General features: G+C 69.9%; 20 protein-coding genes. 17 read left to right on the plus strand and 3 right to left on the minus strand.

What is annotated here, in order from left to right; genetic code table 11:
• Positions 1-13: 13 nt before the first annotated feature.
• Together BLU84_RS03185 and BLU84_RS03190 are read right to left on the minus strand one after the other, a co-directional pair.
• Positions 14-343: a hypothetical protein gene (locus BLU84_RS03185; RefSeq protein WP_074862819.1), complete on the minus strand. Its 330-nt coding sequence runs from the start codon at positions 341-343 to the stop codon at positions 14-16.
• Positions 344-707: 364 nt separating this feature from the next.
• The gene (locus BLU84_RS03190) at positions 708-1,745 is read right to left on the minus strand and encodes a TolB family protein (RefSeq protein ID WP_074862821.1); all 1,038 of its coding nucleotides are present in this window, start codon (positions 1,743-1,745) and stop codon (positions 708-710) included.
• Positions 1,746-1,897: 152 nt separating this feature from the next.
• On the opposite strand from BLU84_RS03190, the gene BLU84_RS03195 reads away from it, so the two are divergent.
• The 17 genes from BLU84_RS03195 to queE all read left to right on the plus strand — a co-directional run bounded on the left by BLU84_RS03195 (position 1,898) and on the right by queE (position 16,887).
• Positions 1,898-2,524, plus strand: a complete 627-nt coding sequence (locus tag BLU84_RS03195) for an alpha/beta fold hydrolase (RefSeq protein ID WP_074862824.1) — start codon at positions 1,898-1,900, stop codon at positions 2,522-2,524.
• A gap of 123 nt (positions 2,525-2,647) precedes the next feature.
• On the plus strand, positions 2,648-3,379 hold the full coding sequence (locus BLU84_RS03200) for a YebC/PmpR family DNA-binding transcriptional regulator (RefSeq protein ID WP_074862826.1): 732 nt from the start codon (positions 2,648-2,650) through the stop codon (positions 3,377-3,379).
• A gap of 73 nt (positions 3,380-3,452) precedes the next feature.
• Positions 3,453-4,016: a crossover junction endodeoxyribonuclease RuvC gene (gene ruvC / locus BLU84_RS03205; RefSeq protein ID WP_074862828.1), complete on the plus strand. Its 564-nt coding sequence runs from the start codon at positions 3,453-3,455 to the stop codon at positions 4,014-4,016.
• A 168-nt stretch (positions 4,017-4,184) separates the two neighbouring features.
• On the plus strand, positions 4,185-4,775 hold the full coding sequence (ruvA, locus tag BLU84_RS03210; RefSeq protein ID WP_074862830.1) for a Holliday junction branch migration protein RuvA: 591 nt from the start codon (positions 4,185-4,187) through the stop codon (positions 4,773-4,775).
• Between the two features lie 39 nt (positions 4,776-4,814).
• Positions 4,815-6,770 carry a potassium transporter Kup gene (locus BLU84_RS03215; RefSeq protein WP_074862831.1) on the plus strand — a complete coding sequence of 652 codons (1,956 nt, stop codon included), beginning with the start codon at positions 4,815-4,817 and terminating at the stop codon, positions 6,768-6,770.
• Position 6,771: 1 nt separating this feature from the next.
• The gene (locus BLU84_RS03220) at positions 6,772-7,875 is read left to right on the plus strand and encodes an SMI1/KNR4 family protein (RefSeq protein ID WP_074862833.1); all 1,104 of its coding nucleotides are present in this window, start codon (positions 6,772-6,774) and stop codon (positions 7,873-7,875) included.
• Positions 7,876-8,023: 148 nt separating this feature from the next.
• The gene (locus BLU84_RS03225) at positions 8,024-8,485 is read left to right on the plus strand and encodes a cupin domain-containing protein (protein ID WP_074862834.1); all 462 of its coding nucleotides are present in this window, start codon (positions 8,024-8,026) and stop codon (positions 8,483-8,485) included.
• A 162-nt stretch (positions 8,486-8,647) separates the two neighbouring features.
• Positions 8,648-9,688, plus strand: coding sequence for a Holliday junction branch migration DNA helicase RuvB (ruvB, locus tag BLU84_RS03230; protein WP_074862836.1), 1,041 nt, complete (start codon positions 8,648-8,650; stop codon positions 9,686-9,688).
• Between the two features lie 49 nt (positions 9,689-9,737).
• Positions 9,738-10,193 (plus strand): tol-pal system-associated acyl-CoA thioesterase, encoded by a 456-nt coding sequence (gene ybgC / locus BLU84_RS03235; protein ID WP_074862838.1) that lies wholly within the window; start codon positions 9,738-9,740, stop codon positions 10,191-10,193.
• Between the two features lie 234 nt (positions 10,194-10,427).
• Complete coding sequence (gene tolQ / locus BLU84_RS03240; protein WP_074862841.1) at positions 10,428-11,210, plus strand: protein TolQ; 783 nt, start codon at positions 10,428-10,430, stop codon at positions 11,208-11,210.
• A 105-nt stretch (positions 11,211-11,315) separates the two neighbouring features.
• Positions 11,316-11,759 carry a protein TolR gene (gene tolR, locus BLU84_RS03245; protein ID WP_074862843.1) on the plus strand — a complete coding sequence of 148 codons (444 nt, stop codon included), beginning with the start codon at positions 11,316-11,318 and terminating at the stop codon, positions 11,757-11,759.
• A complete protein-coding gene (locus tag BLU84_RS03250) occupies positions 11,756-12,706 on the plus strand; it encodes a TonB C-terminal domain-containing protein (protein ID WP_074862845.1) in 951 nt (316 codons plus the stop codon). The genes tolR and BLU84_RS03250 overlap by 4 nt, the downstream gene beginning before the upstream one ends.
• Positions 12,706-13,167, plus strand: coding sequence for an energy transducer TonB (locus BLU84_RS03255; RefSeq protein WP_074862847.1), 462 nt, complete (start codon positions 12,706-12,708; stop codon positions 13,165-13,167). The genes BLU84_RS03250 and BLU84_RS03255 overlap by 1 nt, the downstream gene beginning before the upstream one ends.
• 248 nt (positions 13,168-13,415) lie before the next feature.
• Positions 13,416-14,735, plus strand: coding sequence for a Tol-Pal system beta propeller repeat protein TolB (gene tolB / locus BLU84_RS03260; RefSeq protein ID WP_074862850.1), 1,320 nt, complete (start codon positions 13,416-13,418; stop codon positions 14,733-14,735).
• A 97-nt stretch (positions 14,736-14,832) separates the two neighbouring features.
• Positions 14,833-15,357 (plus strand): peptidoglycan-associated lipoprotein Pal, encoded by a 525-nt coding sequence (gene pal, locus BLU84_RS03265; RefSeq protein WP_074862852.1) that lies wholly within the window; start codon positions 14,833-14,835, stop codon positions 15,355-15,357.
• A gap of 43 nt (positions 15,358-15,400) precedes the next feature.
• On the plus strand, positions 15,401-16,198 hold the full coding sequence (gene ybgF, locus BLU84_RS03270) for a tol-pal system protein YbgF (RefSeq protein WP_074862854.1): 798 nt from the start codon (positions 15,401-15,403) through the stop codon (positions 16,196-16,198).
• A gap of 8 nt (positions 16,199-16,206) precedes the next feature.
• The gene (queE, locus tag BLU84_RS03275) at positions 16,207-16,887 is read left to right on the plus strand and encodes a 7-carboxy-7-deazaguanine synthase QueE (RefSeq protein ID WP_074862856.1); all 681 of its coding nucleotides are present in this window, start codon (positions 16,207-16,209) and stop codon (positions 16,885-16,887) included.
• A 241-nt stretch (positions 16,888-17,128) separates the two neighbouring features.
• Here the strand turns inward: queE and katG are convergent, their stop codons facing one another.
• The gene (gene katG, locus BLU84_RS03280) at positions 17,129-19,285 is read right to left on the minus strand and encodes a catalase/peroxidase HPI (protein ID WP_211664504.1); all 2,157 of its coding nucleotides are present in this window, start codon (positions 19,283-19,285) and stop codon (positions 17,129-17,131) included.
• Between the last annotated feature and the right edge of the window lie 94 nt (positions 19,286-19,379).

Consider the following 19,379-nt stretch of genomic DNA (forward strand, 5'->3'; position numbering starts at 1 on the left):
AGGGCCGACCGGCTCAGCGCAGCGCGCCCAGCGCCCGGTGCAGGGGCTCGGACCAGCGCGAGGCGGCGGCCGGCGCCGGCGGCGGCGCGGGCGGGGCGCAGCGGCAGTCGATCCGTCGCGGCAGCACCCACTGCGCCGGCGACCACTGCATCAGCTGCGGGTAGCTGCGCTCCAGGCGCACGCTGGCGCGGTCGAAGAACAGGTGGATGGGGTGGATCAGGCCGATGTGGCTGGGCTGCTCGCACGAGGCCGGCGTCGCCGAATACATCGCCACCACGGCCAGCAGCGCCGAAGCGAGCACGTTGACGATGGGCAGGGCGGTCGTCGTGGAGCGCGGGGCCATGCGGGCTGCCGTCGGCTGCGGGTGGCGCGCATCCTGCGGTGCGCTGGCCGTGCAATATTTGCACGGCATCACGGTTTGGATGCTTGGCTGTTTCACATTTGTTGTTCGATGACATCCATCCCATTTCGGCGACGCAGATCGCATAGCCGGGACTTGACGGATTTGTCGCGCAGCCCGGGCGAGAGGCCCCAGGCGGGGGCGGTCCCGGCGGTTGGCCGGCGGGTCGCGCAGAACTGTGAACGCAGTTCGGCTTGGCTGCCCGTTTGTAATCGGGGCCGGGGTTCGCGGCCCGGTCGGCGGCCGGGCAGGGCGCGCGGGGACGGGCGCACCGGGCCCGGCGACCCGCCCCGGCGCGCCCGCCGGCTCAGCGCTGCGCCGCCGGCGCCTCCTCGACCCCATGCGCGCGCAGCAGCGCGGCGATGTCGAAGCGCCACAGATTGCGCGAGCCGTTGAGCGGCGCGGCGATGCGGCGCGCGATCGCCGCCGGGTCGTCGCCGCGCTTGGGGAATTCGACCGTCTGCGGCCGCATGCTGGTGACGTACAGCTCGCCGAAGCCGCGGCCCAGGGTCGGGGCGTTTTCCAGCCACACGCTGTTGACCTCGCCGGGCAGGGCGATGGGCTTGCCCCAGCCGCCGTCGGCGGCGCGGAAGGCGATGTAGATGTCGGCCGCGCCGCGCGAATCGCCCTCGTTGCCGGCGAACACGATGAAGCGCTCGTGCGGGTCGATCGCCGGGTCCATGCGGTTGGCCTTGACCCCCACGCCGATGTCCAGGCGCTGCGGTGCGGCGAAGCCCTGGCCCTCGCGGCGCGCCAGATAAAGCTGGTTCACGCCGCCGGAGTCCTCGCGCACCGCGGAGAAATACAGATTGCCGTTGGCCGCCTGCGAGGGGTTGTAGACCGTCGCCAGGCGGTTGATCTCGCCGTCGATATGCACCGGCTCGCCCCAGCTGCCGTCGGCGCGCGCGTCCACGTACCACAGGTTCGCGCCCGGGAAGCTCTGGCCGCCGCGCACGACCGTCACCGGCGCCGCGCCCGGCGCGGGCGGGCGGTTGGAGACGAAGTACAGGCGCCGGCCGTCGGGCGTCAGATGCGGTTCCGAGTCGCGCCAGCGGCCGGAGAACGGCGCCGTGCGCACCCGCCCCCAGCCCTGGCCGCTGCGCTGCGCCGTCAGGATGGTGGTGTCGGCCGAGGCGTAATCGCCGCGCATGAAGTAAACCGTGCGGCCGTCGGCGCTGAAGCTGGCGCTGGTCTCGTTGGCGGCGGTGGAGACGACGCCCGGCGCGAACAGCTCGGCGCGCGGGCCGTCGGCCGGCGCGCCGGCCTGGGCGCCGGCCTGGGCGCCGGCGGCCAGCGGCGACAGGCACACAACGAGCGGCAGGGCGTAACGCAAAAGCGAAGGCATGCGGCGGTCTCCGGGACGGGAGCGGCGACGCTACGGCCGACGGCGCCGCCGCGGCCGCTGCCTGAAGTCATGGTGACTACCGGCGCCGGCCGCCGGTTGGCGTGCCGCCGATGCGGCCCGATAGTGGTCGCAAGCCCCTCTTCCATATCGCTATGGCCCGCTCGCCCAATCTGCGCAGGATCGTGATGTTGCACGGCATCTGGATGCCCGGCGTGTCGATGGCCTGGCTCGGCGCGCGTCTGGCCGCCGCCGGCTTCCGCCCCGAGACCTTCGCCTACGCCGGCGCCGGCGCCGGCCCGGAGGCGGTGTTGCCGAAACTGGTCGAGAGCCTGGGCCGCGAGCCGGCGCACGTGCTCGCCCACAGCCTCGGCGGCCTGATGACCCTGCGCGCGCTGCGCGAACACCCCGACCTGCCGGTGCGGCGGGTAGTGTGCCTGGGCTCGCCGCTGCTCGGCAGCGCCGCCGCCGGCGGCCTGTCGCGCCGGGCCTGGAGCGCGCCGGTGCTCGGCCGCGCCGCCGCGCTGCTGCTGGAAGGCTGCCCGCCGTGGCAGGGCGCGGCCCAGGTCGGCCTGATCGCCGGCCGCAGCCCGCACGGCCTGGGCCGCTATTTCGGCCATTTCGACGGCGACAGCGACGGCACCGTGGCGGTGGCCGAAACCCGCCTGCCGGGGCTGGCCGCGCACACGGTCATCGACGCCAGCCACAGCGGCCTGCTGTTCTCGGCCCAGGCCGCGCGCATGGCCGAGGCGTTCTTCCGTCGCGGCAGGTTCGGCGACTGAAGGCTGGCGACTGGCGAATCGGCGGCAATTCGACCGCCGCCCCACGGACCGCGGGTTTTGCGCCGCGCCGCAGGACCGATCAGGTAAAATCGCCGGCTTATTCAGACATAAGCCGGTAACGCCATGGGTAGAGGTCCGTCGATCGAAGCACGCAAGAACGCCGAAGACGCGCGTCGCGGCAAGATCTTCACCAAGATCATCCGCGAGATTTCCGTGGCCGCGCGCCGCGGCGGCGGCGATCCCAACGGCAACCCGGGCCTGCGCACGGCGGTCGACAAAGCGCTGTCGGCGAACATGTCCAAGGACGTGATCGAACGCGCGATCAAGAAGGCCACCGGCGCGCTGGAAGGCGTGGAATACGAAGAAGTGCGCTACGAGGGCTACGCTCCCGGCGGCGTGGCGGTGATCGTCGACTGCCTGACCGACAACAAGGTCCGCACCGTGGCCGACGTGCGCCACGCCTTCAGCAAGTTCGGCGGCAACCTCGGCACCGACGGCTCGGTGTCCTTCATGTTCGCCAAGCGCGGCGTGCTGTGGTTCGAAGCCGGTTCGGACGAGGAGAAGATCACCGAAGTCGCGATCGACGCCGGCGCCGACGACGTGGTGGTCTATCCCGACGACGGCTCGATCGACGTGCTGACCGCCCCCGACGCCTTCGCCGCGGTCAAGGCCGCGATGGAAGCCGCCGGCCTCGCGCCCGGCCAGGCCGAAGTGACCTTCCGCGCCGACAACACCAGCGCGGTGGAAGGCGAGACCGCCCAGCAGGTGGTCAAGCTGCTCGGCTGGCTGGAAGACATGGACGACGTGCAGAACGTCTATTCCAACGCCGACCTCGGCGAGGATGCGTATGCGTAGCCGCGATGGCCGAGGCTGCGGCCGCGCCGAGCGCGCGGCCGGCCCGGCCACCGCGCTGCGCCAGCGCTAGCCGATGGCGACCACCACAACCCGCACCCCGCCCGCCGGGCCCGTGCGCATCCTGGGCATCGACCCCGGCTCGCAGCGCACCGGCCTGGGCGTGATCGACATGGCCGCCGACGGCCGCTGCACCTTCGTCGCCGCGCGCGCGCTCAAGCTGCTCGACGCCGAGGATTTCCCCTCGCGCCTGGGCCTGCTGTGCGAAGGCCTGGAAGCGGCGCTGGACGAATTCGGGCCGATGCAGGTGGCGATCGAGACGGTGTTCATGGACAAGTCCGCGACCTCCGCGCTCAAGCTCGGCCACGCCCGCGGCGCCGCCCTGGCGACGGTGGTGCGCCGGCGCATTCCGATCAGCGAATACGCGCCGCGGCTGATCAAGCAGTCGCTGGTGGGGCGCGGCGCGGCCGACAAGGCGCAGGTCCAGCACATGGTCCGGCTGCTGCTGAACCTGCCCGAAGTGAAGCTGCAGGCCGATGCCGCCGACGCGCTTGCGGTCGCGCTGACCCATGCCCATATGAGCGCTACGGCCCAGCGCACCGGCATCGCCACCCACCAACTGCGCAGGCGCGGCGCCTGAGATGGCCGCCGTCCGGGTCGTCGCCGCGCCGTCCGCGGCGCGCGGGGTAGGGATCCGTGCGCGCGTCCGCGTTGTCCTGCATAGCCGTCCGCGCTTTGCCCCGATTTCCGTCCTTTTCCTGCGACGCGCCGGCCACGGCGGGTCGCGCCGTTCTTTTGGAGTCACCCTGTGATCGGTCGCCTCAAAGGCATCCTGGTGCATAAGCAGCCGCCGTGGTTGGTGGTCGACGTGCACGGCGTGGGCTACGAGCTCGAAGCGCCGATGAGCACGTTCTACGACCTGCCCGAGGTCGGCCGCGAGGTCGCGCTGTTCACCCATTACGCGCACAAGGAAGACAGCGTCTCGCTGTACGGCTTCCTGCGCGAGAGCGAGCGGCGGCTGTTCCGCGACGTGCAGAAGGTCAGCGGCATCGGCGCCAAGATCGCGCTGGCGGTGCTGTCGGGCGTGTCGGTGGACGAGTTCGCTCGATTGGTGCAGACCGGCGACGTCACCGCGCTGACCCGCATCCCCGGCATCGGCAAGAAGACCGCCGAGCGCATGGTGGTGGAACTGCGCGACCGCGCCGCCGACCTCGCCGGCAGCGGCGCGACCCTGCCCAGCGGCGGCATTCCCGCCGATCCGCAAAGCGAGGCGGTGGTGGCGCTGCAGCAACTGGGTTACAAGCCGGCCGAAGCCGCGCGCATGGCGCGAGACGCCACCGCCGCCGGCGACGATGCCGCCGCCATCATCCGCAAAGCGCTAAAGTCCGCGCTGCGTTGAGCCCGCCCATGGCGGGACACCGCCCGGAATCCGACCACCATGTCTTCTACCGTTCCCTCTTCCGATAAGCACGCCAAGCACGCTCACGGCCACGACGGCGCGGACGGACACGGCTCAGGCCATCACGGCTCCAAGCAGGGCCTTCCTGGGCTGATCGTGGGCGCGATCGGCGTCGTCTTCGGCGACATCGGCACCAGCCCGCTGTACACGCTGAAAGAGGCGTTCTCGCCGCACTTCCACCTCACCAGCAACCACGACACGGTGCTGGGCATCCTGTCGCTGGTGTTCTGGGCGCTGATGATCGTGGTGACGGTCAAGTACGTCACCATCATCATGCGCGCCGACAACGACGGCGAAGGCGGGATCATGGCGCTGATGACCCTGGCCCAGCGCACGCTGGCCAAGGGCGGGCGTTCGGCGTACGTGGTCGGCATCCTCGGCATCTTCGGCGCCTCGCTGTTCTTCGGCGACAGCGTCATCACCCCGGCGATCTCGGTGCTCGGCGCGGTCGAGGGCCTGGAGGTCGCCGCGCCCGGCCTGCACCGCTTCATCGTGCCGATCACCGTGTTGATCCTGGTGATGGTGTTCCTGGCCCAGCGCTTCGGCACCGAGAAGGTCGGCAAGGTGTTCGGGCCGATCACCATGATCTGGTTCGTCTCGCTCGCCGCCATCGGCGTGTACAACATCCTGCAAGGCCCGGAAGTGCTCAAGGCGCTCAACCCGATGTGGGGCGCGCGCTTCTTCATGGAGCACGGCGCGCAGTCGGTGCTGATCCTGGGCGTGGTGGTGCTGGCGGTGACCGGCGGCGAAGCGCTGTACGCCGACATGGGCCACTTCGGCGCCAAGCCGATCCGCTGGGCCTGGTACATCATGGTGCTGCCGAGCCTGATGCTGAACTACCTCGGCCAGGGCGCGTTCGTGCTCAACCACCCGCGCGCGGTGGTCAATCCCTTCTTCGAATCGGTGCCGTCGTGGGCGCTGTATCCGATGATCGTGCTGGCGACCATGGCCGCGGTGATCGCATCGCAGGCGGTCATCACCGGCGCCTACTCGGTGTCGCGCCAGGCCATGCAGCTGGGCTACATCCCGCGCATGCAGATCAAGCACACCTCCAGCAGCACCATCGGCCAGATCTACGTGCCGTACATCAACTGGATCCTGGCGATCGCGGTCATCACCGTGGTGCTGGCGTTCCGCAGCTCGACCGCGCTGGCCACCGCCTACGGCATTTCGGTCTCGGCCACGATGCTGATCGACACCTTGCTGCTGGCCCTGGTCGCGCGCGCGCTGTGGCCGCGCTGGCGCAAGTGGGTGCTGCCGCTGTGCGTGCTGTTCTTCGTGGTCGACGTCGGCTTCGTCATCGCCAACGGCGCCAAGTTCTTCGACGGCGCCTGGTTCCCGCTGGCGCTGGGCCTGATCGTGTTCACCCTGCTGCGCACCTGGCGCCGCGGCCGCGAGCTGCTGCACGAAGAGGTGCGCAAGGAAGGCATCCAGCTCGACAGCTTCCTGCCCGGCCTGATGCTGGCGCCGCCGGTGCGGGTGCCGGGCACGGCGATCTTCATGACCGCCGACAAGGGCGTGGTGCCGCACGCGCTGCTGCACAACCTCAAGCACAACAAGGTGCTGCACGAGCGCAATGTGTTCCTGACCGTGGAAACCCTCGGCGTGCCGTACGCGCCGAAGGAGAAGCGGCTCAAGATCGAGGCGATCGGCAACGACTTCTACCGCGTGCTGATCCGCTTCGGCTTCATGGAAGTGCCCGACGTGCCGCTGGCGCTGATGCGCTCGTGCGATGCCGGCGGGGTCTGGTTCGACCCAATGGACACCACCTATTTCGCCAGCCGCGAGACCGTGGTCGCCAGCCGCCACCGCGGCATGCCGATCTGGCGCGACCGATTGTTCGCTTTCATGCACCGCAACGCGGCGCCGGCGACCGGGTTCTTCCGGATTCCGGGCAACCGCCTGGTCGAGCTGGGCGCGCAGGTCGAGATCTGAGGTGGGCGGCAGCGTCCTGGACTGGCGGGTCTACGGCTGCGCGCCGAGCCTGGACACGTTCTGGGACGAGCCGCGCAACCTCGGCCGCGGCGCGGCCGGCGATGAGGACATCGCCGCAGTGCAGGCGCGCCTGGGCATCGAGTTGCCGGCGTGGCTGCGCAGTCTGTACGCGCGCTACGACGGCGGCGCGGTGAGGATGGCACGGGCGCGTTCGCGGCACAGCGACGACTGGATCGACGCCGACTGGCTGGTGCCGCGCGCGCGGCTGTTGCCGTTGGCCGAGTGGTTCTCGCTGGCCGAACTGCGCCGGCGCGAGGATTACCGCGACGACGCCTTCGCCGCGCTGGCCGCCGACGACCGCCGCCTGATCGCCATCGCTCTGGGCGAAGACAACGGCACCTTGTGCCTGGACTACAGCGCGCCCGGCGCACCGCGCATCGTGCTGACCGACCAGCGCCAGCGCCTGCGCGACTATCCCGGCCACGCCGAATTCCTCGCCGATCTGGTCGAGATCCAATACTGGAACCCGGCGCTGCAGGCGCGGCACGACCCGCGCGCGGTGCTGCGCTGCGACCCGCAGCCGCCGAGCCTGGACACGTTCTGGAGCGGCCCCGGCTACTGGGCCCGGGGTGGCGCCGCGCCGGCCGACGAGGCCGCGCTCGCCGCCGCCGAGGCCCGTCTGGGCCTGCGCCTGCCGGCGCTGCTGCGCGCGCTGTACCTGCGCCAGGACGGCGGCAGCACCGAGTTCGCCTGGGTGCCGCTGCGGCGCCAGCCTTCGTGGCATCTGTACGACTGGGAAAGCGTCGTGCCCGGCGAGGCTGTGTTCGCGCTCGCCAGCCTGCAGACGCTGGCCGACTGGGCCGCGGCTTTCCAGAGCAGCGACGCGCTCTACGGCTTCGTGCGCAGCTACGCCGGCTGCGAACGCCTGTTGATCCTGGCCACGCACAACATCGAATGGCTGCTGTGCCTGGACTATCGCGAACGCGGCCCGCACGACGAGCCCGAGGTCGTCGCGTTCGAATTCTTCGGCGAACTGGTCGAGCTCTACCGCGCCCGCGATTTCCACCGCTTCTTCGCCGACCTGCGCCGCGGCGAGATCGTCTAACCGCGATCGCCGCTGCCGGCAAGCGTTGCGGCGGGAATGCTGCGATCCGCGCCGCGGCCCGGGAAGAACCGTTCCATCCGTGCCGGATTGCGGCCGCGCGCGGCGCCCGCCTAGCCTCGTCGCCACCGCCTGCGACGAGGAGTGTGCGATGACCGACCTGCGTTCCGACGCCCGCGCGTTCGTGATCCAGCAACGCGACGCCGAACTGCTGCGCGGCGACGGCAGCGAACTGTGGCTGCTGGCCGACGCCAGCGACTGCTGCGGCGCCCTGGGCTGCAACCGCCTGCGCCTGCAGCCCGGCGCGGCCGGCGCCCGCCCGCACCTGCACCGGCGCTCCAGCGAGGCGTTCTACGTGCTCGAAGGAACCCTGGAGATGCTGATCGACGGCGAGGCCGTGCGGCTGGAGCAAGGCGGCCTGGCGGTGATCCCGGCCGGCGTGGTGCATTCCTTCCGCGCCGGCGATGGCGAGGTCGCCGACGTGTTCGTGACCCTGGCGCCGGGCACCGACCGCTTCGATTATTTCCGCGCGCTGCCGAAGATCCTGCGCGGCGAGGTCGGCGCGGACGAACTGGCGCGGATGCACGAGCGCTACGACGTGCATTTCGTCTGATCTGCGCGCCCGCAGGGCAGGGGGCGCCCGCTGCGGCCGGCGCCCGCCGCGGCGCCGCCGCGCGATCCGTCCACGGGCGCTGCGGCCGCGAAATCCGCCCGCCGCGCCGCCCGGTACTTTCCGCCACTGCGCCCGTGCCCCGTCCCATGCGAACATATCCGCATGAACGATCAGCGCATCATCGGCTCCGGCGCCACCCGCGAAGACGACGCCATCGAGGCCTCGATCCGGCCCAAGCGCCTGGACGAGTACCTCGGCCAGCAGCCGGTGCGCGAGCAGCTCAAGATCTACATCGAGGCCGCCAAGGGCCGCGGCGAGGCGCTCGACCACGTGCTGATCTTCGGCCCGCCGGGCCTGGGCAAGACCACGCTGAGCCACGTCATCGCCAACGAACTCGGGGTCAACCTGCGCCAGACCTCCGGCCCGGTGATCGAAAAGGCCGGCGACCTGGCCGCGCTGCTGACCAACCTGCAGCCGCACGATGTGCTGTTCGTCGACGAAATCCACCGCCTCTCGCCGCTGGTCGAGGAAGTGCTGTACCCGGCGATGGAGGACTACCAGATCGACATCATGATCGGCGAGGGCCCCGCGGCGCGCTCGATCAAGCTCGACCTGCCGCCGTTCACCCTGATCGGCGCGACCACCCGCGCCGGCCTGCTGACCGCGCCGCTGCGCGACCGCTTCGGCATCGTCCAGCGGCTGGAGTTCTACAACGCCGAGGAGCTGACCAAGATCGTGCGCCGCTCGGCGCAGATCCTGGGCATCGCCTGCGAGGCCGAGGGCGCGGGCGAGATCGCCCGGCGCTCGCGCGGCACCCCGCGCATCGCCAACCGCCTGCTGCGGCGCGTGCGCGATTACGCCCAGGTGCGCGCGAACGGTCATATCGACCGCGCCGTCGCCGACGCCGCCATGGCGATGCTCAAGGTCGATCCGGAAGGCTTCGACGACCTCGACCGGCGCCTGCTCAAGACCATCATCGAATCCTTCGACGGCGGCCCGGTCGGAGTCGAGTCGCTGGCCGCGGCGCTGAGCGAGGAGCGCGGCACGCTGGAGGATGTGATCGAGCCGTTCCTGATCCAACAGGGCTATCTGATCCGCACCGCGCGCGGCCGCATGGCCAGCTCGCGCGCCTACCGCCATTTCGGCCTGGACCCGCGCGACCGGCCGGGCGAACGCGCCATCGATTCGGGAGACCTGTTCTGATGCCCACGGCGTCGACGCCGGCGTCCGCCGGCCCGCGAGGAGCGCGCGCATGAGCGCGATATCGGCGAATTCCGCGGCGAATCCCGGCTTATTCAGTTGGCCGACACGCGTCTATTGGGAAGATACCGACGCCGGCGGGCTGGTGTACCACGCCCAATACCTGGCCTTCATGGAGCGCGCGCGCAGCGAATGGGTGCGCGCCCTGGGCTATGGCCAGGAAGGCCTGCGCCTGGAGCACGGGCTGGTGTTCGTGGTCGCCGGCATGCAGATCGGCTTCCTCAAGCCCGGACGGCTGGACGACGAACTGCAGGTCACCGTGCGGCTCGTGCGTTGCCGCCGCGCCAGCCTGATCTTCGTCCAGCAGGTCATGCGCGGCGAGGAGCGGCTGATCGAGGCGGAAGTGAAGATCGCCTCGGTCGACGCGCGGCAGTTGCGCCCGTGTCCGATCCCGCCGGCCTTGTACGCGCAGTTGCAGGCGCGCGAAGCGCCGGAGCCGGGCGGTTGAGGCGCGCGCCGCGCCGCTGGCTGGGCGCGTTGCAGACGGCTTCACGGATCCAGTAGTAAAACCCGCGCGTAGCAAGACCCACGCGCAGCGACACCCGCGCCAGGCGAAACCCGCGTTTGCGACCCACCGCGTTCGACCCCAGCGCTTCAACCCCACAGCATCCCGCGGCCCGTTGACTCCCGACGCGCCGCACGCCCCACACAAGCCCGCGCATCGGGCTACGGAGAACCGAGCATGACGTCATCGCTGATCGCGCTTCTGGCCACGACTGTGCAAGCCTTGCCGGAGGAAGCCACCCAGGCGGTGACCCAGGGCGCCGCCGCCGCCGGCCAGGCCGCCGCCGAATTCAGCCTGCTGGACCTGGTGATCAAGGCCAGCCTGCCGGTGCAGTTCATCATGGCGCTGCTGGTGGTCGCCTCGCTGACCTCTTGGTTCATCATCTTCCGCAAGTGGAAAGTGATCCGCCGCGCCAAGGCCGAGGCCGATCATTTCGAAGAGCGCTTCTGGTCCGGCGCCGAACTGTCCAAGCTCTACGCCGGCACCACCGAGCGCGCGCGCAACATCGGCGGGCTGGAAGCGATCTTCGAAGCCGGCTTTCGCGAGTTCAACCGCGTGCGCCAGCGCCGCGGCGTCGACGCCCGCGCCCAGATCGAAAGCGCCCAGCGGGCGATGCGCGCGACCGGTTCGCGCGAGGTCGACGGCCTGGAGCACAACCTGGAACTGCTGGCCAACATCGGCTCGACCTCGCCCTACATCGGCCTGGTCGGCACCGTGTTCGGCATCATGGTGACCATGCATTCGCTGGTCTCCGCGTCCAAGCAGGTCGGCATCGCCGACGTCGCCCCGGGCATCTCCGAGGCGCTGCTGGCGACCGCGATGGGCCTGTTCGTGGCGATCCCGGCGGTGTGGGCCTACAACCGCTTCGCCACCGGCGTGGAGCGGCTGGCGGTGCGCTACGACGCGTTCTCCGAAGAGTTTTCCTCGATCCTGCAGCGGCAGGCGCACCTGGACGAGTGATGCGGGCGACCGCCACCGCACCGCACAGCCCGCGCCGCGGGCGCGCGCCGCGCCGAACTGCGGCGCCGCGCCCCGCCTGATCAGGCGCCACCAGAGGAACCCGCCATGTCCGGCACCATCCGCCGCCCGAACAAACGCAAGCTCAAGGCCGACATCAACGTCGTGCCGTACATCGACGTCATGCTGGTGCTGCTGATCATCTTCATGGTCACCGCGCCCTTGCTGACCCTGGGCGTCGATGTCGATCTGCCCAAGTCCAACGCCAAGTCGACCAACACCACCAGCGACCCGGTCGTGGTCCAGGTCGACGAGCGCGGCAACTTGTTCCTGACGGTCCGCGCAGGCAAGAAGGAAGCGGTGACCGCCGAAACGCTGTCGACGAAAGTCAGCGCGATGGTCAAGCAGAACGACAAGGACAAGCTGCAGGTCTACATCGCCGGCGACGGCCGCGCCAACTACCAGCCGGTCATGGATGCGATGAACATCCTGCAGAAGGCCGGGGTGGAGAAGGTCAGCCTGATCAGCCAGCCCGAGAAGGGCAAGCAATGAAGGAGTCCCGCGCCGATACGGTACAGGCGGTGATCCTGGTCGTGCTGCTGCACGGCCTGTTGATCGCCGCCTTGATCATCAGCGCGCTGCTCAACTGGAACAGCGCGGCGGTGTCGGCCGCCGGTTCGCCGGTGACCACCGAACTGGCGGAAATGAGCGACCTGTCGGCGGCGATGCAGCGCACCCTGCGCAGCAAGGTCAAGCCGGTCGAACTGCCCGAGCCGCAGCCCGACGAGGCCGAGCCGCTGCCGCAGCCGGTCGCCGAGCCCAAGCCGCAGGACGCGGTCGCGCCGCAGCAACAGTCGCCGCAGGACTTCATCCCGGTGCCCGACACCACCAGCCAGGAGCAGGTGGTCGACACGCCCACGCCGAACCCGACCGAGGAAAAGAAGCTGCAGGAGGCCAAGGCGCGGCAGGAGCAGGTCGACCTGACCGAACAGAAGCGCCAGGAAGAGGCGCAGCAGAAGCAGCGCCTGGCCGAGCAACAGGAAGCCGAGCGGCAGAAGAAGCTCGAAGAGATCCGCCGCGAGCGCGCGCGCCTGCAGCGCGAACAGAGCCTGGCCGAACAGAAGCTGCAGCAGCTCGCCGACCGCCGCGCCACCCAGGCCAGCCAGACCGCCGCCGCTACGCCGGCCGCCCAGGCCGGCAACCAGGGCACCGATGCCGGCCTGCTGGCGCGCTATCAGGCGGCGCTGCAGTCGGCGATCACTTCCAAGTGGACGCGCCCGGATTCGGTGCCGCTGGGCGCGGCCTGCCGCCTCAACATCCGCCAGTTGCCGGGCGGGCAGGTGATCGCAGTGGAAGTGATGGAGCCTTGCGGCTACGACGAGGCCGGCCGGCGTTCGGTCGAGGCCGCGGTGCTCAAGGCCCAGCCCTTGCCCTATGCCGGATTCGAAAGCGTGTTCCAGCGCAGCCTGATCCTCAACTTCCGCGCCGAGGACCGCTGATGCGCGCCGCTTTCCGCCGTTTGCTGTTAGTCGCGTCCCTGATGGGTGCGGCCTTCGCCGCAGCGCCCGCGTTCGCGGCCAAGAACGAAATCGGCCGCGCCTGCGACAGCGCCGAACACTGCCTGCCGCAGAACCAGCTGCGCTATTACGAAGTGCTGCGCCAGGCCATCGGCCAGCATTGGCGGCCGCCGGACAGCGCCGCCGCCGACAGCGTCTGCACCCTGGAACTGGATCAGGCGGCCGGCGGCGCGGTCAACGCGGTGCGGGCGATCGAGCCCTGCGGCCTCGACGCGGCCGCGCGCGACAGCCTGCTGGCGGCGGTACGCGCGGCCAGCCCGTTGCCGTACCAGGGCTACCAACAAGTGTTCAAACCGCGCCTGCGGCTGGCCGTGCACGTGCCGGAACCGGACGAGCGCGAGGGCCGGGTCAAGCGCTGGTGGCGCCAGGTGCGCGAGCGCTGAGGGCGTCCGGCCTTGCCGGGTCGGGCGGCCCGCCCGATGGGCCGGCGGCCTGTCCCGGCGGGTCCGATGCTGCCCGGTTGCGTCGCTAAAGGCGTTTTTCGCGCCTTTTTGTCCGCCGTTCGCCGGCGTACGCGCTGCGCTAACACTTTGAAACGCAAATTGACGCCGGGTTTTGAGCCAACGTTCACCCAACAGCGTTAACAATGCCGAACCTGAACAAACCCCCGTTGGATTTTCACGGAGTGCCGATGAAACGACCCCTGCGCTGGCTGACCGCGTTGCTCGCCGTCCTGCTTCCCCTCGCCGCATCGGCCCAGCAGAAGGGGTTGGAGATCGACATCGTCGGCGGCCTGGCTTCGGCCACCCCGATCGCGGTCGTGCCGATGCCCTACCAGGGCGGCGGCGCCGCTCCGCCGACCGACGTGGCCGAAGTGGTCCGCAACGACCTCAACCGTTCCGGCCAGTTCCGCGGTCTGCCGGTCGAGCAGATGGCGGCCAAGCCGACCCGCGGCAACGAAATCAGCTTCCCCGACTGGCGCGCGCTCAACCAGGACTACATCGTGGTCGGCCGCGTGCTCGACGCCGGCGCCGGCAGCTACCGGGTCGAGTACGAGCTGTACGACGTGGGCAAGCAGCAGCGCCTGCTCGGCTTCGCCCTGACCGCGCGCGCCAACGCCATGCGCGATGTCGCCCACCAGGTCGCCGACGCCATCTACGAGAAGATCACCGGCGTGCGCGGCGCGTTCTTCACCCGCATCGCCTACGTCACCGCCACCGGCACCGGCCGCGGCAGCAACTACGCGCTGATGGTCGCCGACTCCGACGGCTACAACCCGCAGACCGTGGTGCGCTCGCCCGAGCCGCTGCTGTCGCCGTCGTGGAGCCCGGACGGCAACCGCCTGGCCTATGTCAGCTTCGAAGGCGGCAACTCCTCGATCTACATCCAGAACATCGGCACCGGCAGCCGCGAACTGGTAGCCAAGTTCCGCGGCATCAACGGCGCCCCGGCGTTCTCGCCCGACGGCCGCCGCCTGGCCCTGACCCTGTCGCGCAGCGGCAACCCCGAGATCTACGTGATGGACCTGGGCAGCAAGGCGCTGACCCAGCTGACCAACCACTTCGGCATCGACACCGAGCCGACCTGGTCGGCCGACGGCGGCAAGATCTATTTCACCTCCGACCGCGGCGGCAAGCCGCAGATCTACTCGGTCGCGGCCAGCGGCGGCAGCGCCACCCGGGTGACCTTCCAGGGCAGCTACAACGCCAGCGCCAGCGTGTCCTTCGACGGCAAGAAGATCGCCACCGCCCAGGGCGCCGGCAACACCTACCGGATCGCGGTGATGGATTCGAGCACCGGCGGCGCCCTGTGGAGCACCCTGTCGCCGGGTTCGCTGGACGAATCGCCGAGCTTTGCCCCGAACGCCTCCATGATCATTTATGCTGCGCGCGAAGGACGCCGTGGCGTGCTGTATGCCGTTTCCGCCGATGCCCGGGTGCGCCAGCGCCTGGTGCTCGCCGACGGCGACGTGCGCGAACCGGCCTGGGGGCCCTATCGCCTGCCGCGCTGACGCGCCGGCCGGCCCCCACGCGCAGACGCGCCGGAACACGCCTGCACCAATCCCCGAACGACTCCTGCCCCACGTTACACACTGACGAGGAATACCCATGAACAACGCTGCCCGCATTCTGCTCGCCGCCGTGCTCTGCACCGCGGCCGTCGCCTGCTCGAAGAAGGTCAAGGAAAACGTGCCGACCGATACCGGCCCGGGTTCGACCACCACCCAGCCGGGCGGCGAGACCGGCCCGGTCGCCTCGGGCGCCTACGGCCCGAACGACCTGGACACCGACGCCTGCCTGCGCCAGCGCGTGGTCTACTTCGACCTCGACCAGGATTCGCTGAAGCCGGAGTTCCAGGCCATCGTCGGCTGCCACGCCAAGTACCTGCGCGACCGTCCGTCCTCGCGCATGACCCTGGAAGGCAACGCCGACGAGCGCGGCAGCCGCGAATACAACCTGGGCCTGGGCGAGCGCCGCGGCAATGCCGTGTCGTCGGCCATCCAGGCCAACGGCGGTTCGGGCAGCCAGATCACCGTCGTGTCCTACGGCGAAGAGCGTCCGGTGTGCACCGAGTCGAACGAAGACTGCTGGGGCAAGAACCGCCGCGTCGAGATCGTCTACACCGCCAAGTAAGCGGTCGGACCTTCCGAGCAACCCAGACAAAGGCTGATCAGCGATGCGCAAATTCGCCCTAGCCTTGGCAGTCGTGGCGGCCCTTGCCGCCGCCACGCCCGCTTTCGCCCAGCGCGCGAGCCTGGCCGATCGCGTCGCGACGCTGGAACAGCGCGCGTCCGACAACCAGGCCAACATGGACCTGCTCAACCAGGTCAACCAGCTCAAGTCGGAAATGCAGGCCCTGCGCTCGCAGGTCGAGGAATTGCAGCAGCACAACCGCCAACTGCAGGAATCGAGCAAGGCCCAGTACCTGGATACCGACAACCGCCTCAACCGGCTCGAAAGCGGCGCGCCCGCCGCCGCCGCGCCGGGTCCGCAGGCGTCCGCCAAGCCTTCGCCGCCGCCGCCGGCGGTGAAGGACACTCCGCCCAGCGTGCACGGCGATCCGGGCCTGCTGGCGCAGAGCGGCGACGAACGCGCCGCCTACGACGCCGCGTTCAACCAGCTCAAGGCCGGGCAGTACGTCGAGTCGGCGCGTCTGTTCCAGGAGTTCCTGGCCGCGCACCCGAACGGCACCTACACGCCCAACGCGCTGTATTGGCTGGGCGAGAGCTACTACGTCACCCAGAACTACCAGCTCGCGCAGGAGCAGTTCCAGTCCCTGCTCGATCGCTATCCGACCCACGACAAGGCCGCCGGGGCCCTGCTCAAGGTCGGCCTGGCCCAGTTCGGGCTGAAACAGGTCGACGCCGCCGAGCGCACGCTCGCCGACGTGGCCAACCGGTATCCCGGTACCGACGCCGCGCGCACGGCCGCCGATCGCCTCAACGCGATCCAGCTGAGCCGGTTGCGCAACTGAGTCCCGCCATGAACGCCGTTGTCTCCGAGACGGCCGCCGCGCCGTCCTCCGAGCGCCTGCGGCTGACCGAAATCTTCCTGTCGCTGCAAGGCGAATCCGACAGCATCGGTTGGCCGACGGTGTTCGTGCGCCTGACCGGCTGCCCGCTGCGCTGCCAATACTGCGACACCGCCTACGCCTTCCACGGCGGCGAGTGGTGGACGTTCGAAGCGATCGAGGCCGAGGTCGCCCAGCACGGCGCGCGCCACGTCTGCGTGACCGGCGGCGAGCCGCTGGCGCAGAAGCGCTGCATCGAATTGCTCAAGCGCCTGTGCGATGCCGGCTACGAGGTCTCGCTGGAAACCTCCGGCGCGATCGACATCGCCGCGGTCGATCCGCGCGTGTCGCGCGTGCTCGACATCAAGACCCCGGATTCCAAGGAAGCGCACCGCAACCTGTGGAGCAACCTGCCGCTGCTGAGCGCGCGCGACCAGATCAAGTTCGTGATCTGCAGCCGCGAGGACTACGAGTGGTCCAAGGGCATCGTCGCCGAGCACGGGCTGACCTCGATCTGCGCGGTGATGTTCTCGCCGAGCTTCCACCAGGTGCGCCCGCGCGACCTGGCCGACTGGATCGTCGCCGACCGCCTGCCGGTGCGGTTCCAACTGCAGCTGCACAAGATCCTCTGGGACGACGAACCCGGCCGCTGAGCGCACCGCGCCGCCCGCCGCCTGCTCGCATGTGGGAGGGCCTTCAGGCCCGACGCTTTCGTGCCCGCTCGCCGCAGCTTTTGTGCGAGGGCCTTCAGGCCCGATGCCTGCGTACCCGCTCGCCGCGACCTGGGCCAAAGCCCAGCGAAAGCCCACAACGAACCTCGCGCCGCCGCCCCTTGCGGGGCGACGACGCGAGCCATGACGGCCGATCCGATCGAGATCGCTAGCCCCCGACCGCTCAGCTACGATCCGCGTTCATCACCTTGGCCCAGGCGCGCACGAAGTCGTCGACGAACTTCTGCTTCGCATCGTCCGAGGCGTAGACCTCGGCCACCGCGCGCAGCTCGGAGTTGGAGCCGAACGCCAGATCGACCGGCGTCGCCGTCCACTTCGCCGCGCCCGAGGCGCGATCCTTGCCCTCGAACAAACCCGGCGCGGCCGACTTCGACCACACGGTGTCCATCGACAGCAGATTGACGAAGAAGGCGTTGTCGAGCTTGCCCGGCGTAGCGGTGAACACGCCCGCCGTCGAGCGGCCGGCGTTGGCGCCCAGCACGCGCAGGCCGCCGACGAGCACGGTCATCTCCGGCACGGTCAGGTCGAGCGCATCGGCCTTGTCGACCAGCGCCGCGGCCGGGTCGAGTTCGGCGCCGGGGCCGTAGTAGTTGCGGAAACCGTCGGCCTTGGGCTCCAGGTAGGCGAACGACGCAGCGTCGGTCTGCTCCTGGGTCGCATCGACCCGGCCCGGCGCGAACGGCACCGCGACGCGGTAGCCGGCCTGCGCCGCCGCCTGTTCGATGCCGGCGTTGCCGCCGAGCACGATCAGGTCGGCCATCGAGACCTGCTTGCCGCCCTGGGCGAACGCGCTCTGCACTGCGCTGAGCTTGCTCAGCACCTGCGCCAGCTCGGCCGGATCGTTGACCGCCCAGCCGCGTTGCGGTTGCAGGCGCAGGCGCGCGCCGTTGGCGCCGCCGCGCATGTCGGTGCCGCGGAAGGTCGACGCGGAGGCCCAGGCGGTGCGCACCAGCTGCGGCGCGGTCAGTCCCGAGGCCAGCAACTGCGCCTTGAGCTTGCGCTGGTCCGCCTCGTTCAACGGCGCGGCCGCGGCCTTGGGCAGCGGGTCCTGCCATTCGAAGGTCTGGTTGGGAACGTCCTTGCCCAGGTAACGCGCCTGCGGCCCGAGGTCGCGATGGGTCAGCTTGAACCAGGCGCGCGCGAACGCATCGGCGAACTCCTGCGGATTCTCGTGCCAGCGATCGGCGATCTTGCGAAAGCCCGGGTCTTCCTTGATCGCGATGTCGGTGGTGAACATGATCGGCGCGTGGGTCTTGCCCTTGATGTGCGCATCGGGCACCAGACGCGCGGCCGACGCATCGGTCGGAATCCACTGGGTCGCGCCGGCCGGGCTCTTGGTCTTCACCCAATCGAAGCCGAGCAGGTTGTCGAGATACTGGGTGGTGAACTTGATCGGATTGGCCGACCACGCGCCTTCCAGGCCGCTGCTGACGGTGTCTTCGGCGTTGCCCTTGCCGCACTTGTTTTGCCAGCCCAATCCCTGCTGCTCGATGACCGCGGCGGACGGCTCGGCGCCGACGCACTTGTCCGGCTTGTGCGCGCCATGAGCCTTGCCGAAGGTGTGGCCGCCGGCGATCAGCGCCAGCGTCTCCTCGTCGTTCATCGCCATGTTGCCGAACGCGCGGCGGATGTCGGCGGCGGCAGAAATCGGGTCGTGGTTGCCGTTGGGCCCTTCCGGATTGACGTAGATCAAACCCATCTGGGTCGCGGCGAGCGGGCCTTTGAGATTGCCTTTGGCGTCGCGGCGCTGGTCGGCCATCATCTTGGTTTCCGGGCCCCAGAACACCACGTCGGGCTGCCACGCATCGACGCGGCCGCCGGCGAAACCGATGGTCTTGAAGCCCATGTCTTCCAGCGCGACGTTGCCGCTGAGCACCATCAGATCGCCCCACGACAGCTTGCGCCCGTACTTTTGCTTGATCGGCCACACCAGCCGGCGCGCCTTGTCCAGGCTGACGTTGTCGGGCCAGGAGTTGAGCGGATCGAAGCGCTGTTCGCCGCCGTCCGAGCCGCCGCGGCCGTCGCCGACGCGGTAGGTGCCGGCGCTGTGCCAGGCCATGCGGATGAAGAACGGGCCGTAGTGGCCGTAGTCGGCCGGCCACCACGGCTGCGAGGTGGTCAGCGTCTTGCGGATGTCGGCCTTGACCGCATCGAGATCGAGGGTGGCGAATTCCTTGGCGTAGTCGTAATCGGCGCCGTAGGGATTGGATTGCGCTTCGTGCTGGCGCAACGCGGACAGGTCGAGCGTGCGCGGCCACCAGTCGTGGTTGCCCATCGGCTTGGCCGCGCTTTGGCTCGGGGTAGGGGCCGGCCCGGCCATGCTCGTCGATGAAATCGACATGATCGCTGCGGCCAAGATCGTCAGAGTGGTTCGGTTGCGCATCGCTGCCCTCCTTACGGCAGAAAAAATGGGA

Origin of the sequence: Lysobacter enzymogenes (assembly GCF_900106525.1) — a bacterium.
In the GTDB taxonomy this organism is placed as follows: Bacteria; Pseudomonadota; Gammaproteobacteria; order Xanthomonadales; family Xanthomonadaceae; genus Lysobacter; species Lysobacter enzymogenes.

What these genes read in the sequence shown, in the direction of transcription:
- BLU84_RS03255 (WP_074862847.1), top strand. Translation starts at nt 12,706, where the DNA reads ATGCGCGCCGCTTTCCGCCGTTTGCTGTTAGTCGCGTCCCTGATGGGT.
- BLU84_RS03250 (WP_074862845.1), top strand. Translation starts at nt 11,756, where the DNA reads ATGAAGGAGTCCCGCGCCGATACGGTACAGGCGGTGATCCTGGTCGTG.
- BLU84_RS03200 (WP_074862826.1), top strand. Translation starts at nt 2,648, where the DNA reads ATGGGTAGAGGTCCGTCGATCGAAGCACGCAAGAACGCCGAAGACGCG.
- queE (WP_074862856.1), top strand. Translation starts at nt 16,207, where the DNA reads ATGAACGCCGTTGTCTCCGAGACGGCCGCCGCGCCGTCCTCCGAGCGC.
- BLU84_RS03185 (WP_074862819.1), bottom strand. Translation starts at nt 343, where the DNA reads ATGGCCCCGCGCTCCACGACGACCGCCCTGCCCATCGTCAACGTGCTC.
- tolQ (WP_074862841.1), top strand. Translation starts at nt 10,428, where the DNA reads ATGACGTCATCGCTGATCGCGCTTCTGGCCACGACTGTGCAAGCCTTG.
- tolR (WP_074862843.1), top strand. Translation starts at nt 11,316, where the DNA reads ATGTCCGGCACCATCCGCCGCCCGAACAAACGCAAGCTCAAGGCCGAC.
- BLU84_RS03225 (WP_074862834.1), top strand. Translation starts at nt 8,024, where the DNA reads ATGACCGACCTGCGTTCCGACGCCCGCGCGTTCGTGATCCAGCAACGC.
- BLU84_RS03215 (WP_074862831.1), top strand. Translation starts at nt 4,815, where the DNA reads ATGTCTTCTACCGTTCCCTCTTCCGATAAGCACGCCAAGCACGCTCAC.
- pal (WP_074862852.1), top strand. Translation starts at nt 14,833, where the DNA reads ATGAACAACGCTGCCCGCATTCTGCTCGCCGCCGTGCTCTGCACCGCG.
- BLU84_RS03195 (WP_074862824.1), top strand. Translation starts at nt 1,898, where the DNA reads ATGGCCCGCTCGCCCAATCTGCGCAGGATCGTGATGTTGCACGGCATC.
- tolB (WP_074862850.1), top strand. Translation starts at nt 13,416, where the DNA reads ATGAAACGACCCCTGCGCTGGCTGACCGCGTTGCTCGCCGTCCTGCTT.
- ruvC (WP_074862828.1), top strand. Translation starts at nt 3,453, where the DNA reads ATGGCGACCACCACAACCCGCACCCCGCCCGCCGGGCCCGTGCGCATC.
- ybgC (WP_074862838.1), top strand. Translation starts at nt 9,738, where the DNA reads ATGAGCGCGATATCGGCGAATTCCGCGGCGAATCCCGGCTTATTCAGT.
- ybgF (WP_074862854.1), top strand. Translation starts at nt 15,401, where the DNA reads ATGCGCAAATTCGCCCTAGCCTTGGCAGTCGTGGCGGCCCTTGCCGCC.
- katG (WP_211664504.1), bottom strand. Translation starts at nt 19,285, where the DNA reads ATGGCCGGGCCGGCCCCTACCCCGAGCCAAAGCGCGGCCAAGCCGATG.
- BLU84_RS03190 (WP_074862821.1), bottom strand. Translation starts at nt 1,745, where the DNA reads ATGCCTTCGCTTTTGCGTTACGCCCTGCCGCTCGTTGTGTGCCTGTCG.
- ruvB (WP_074862836.1), top strand. Translation starts at nt 8,648, where the DNA reads ATGAACGATCAGCGCATCATCGGCTCCGGCGCCACCCGCGAAGACGAC.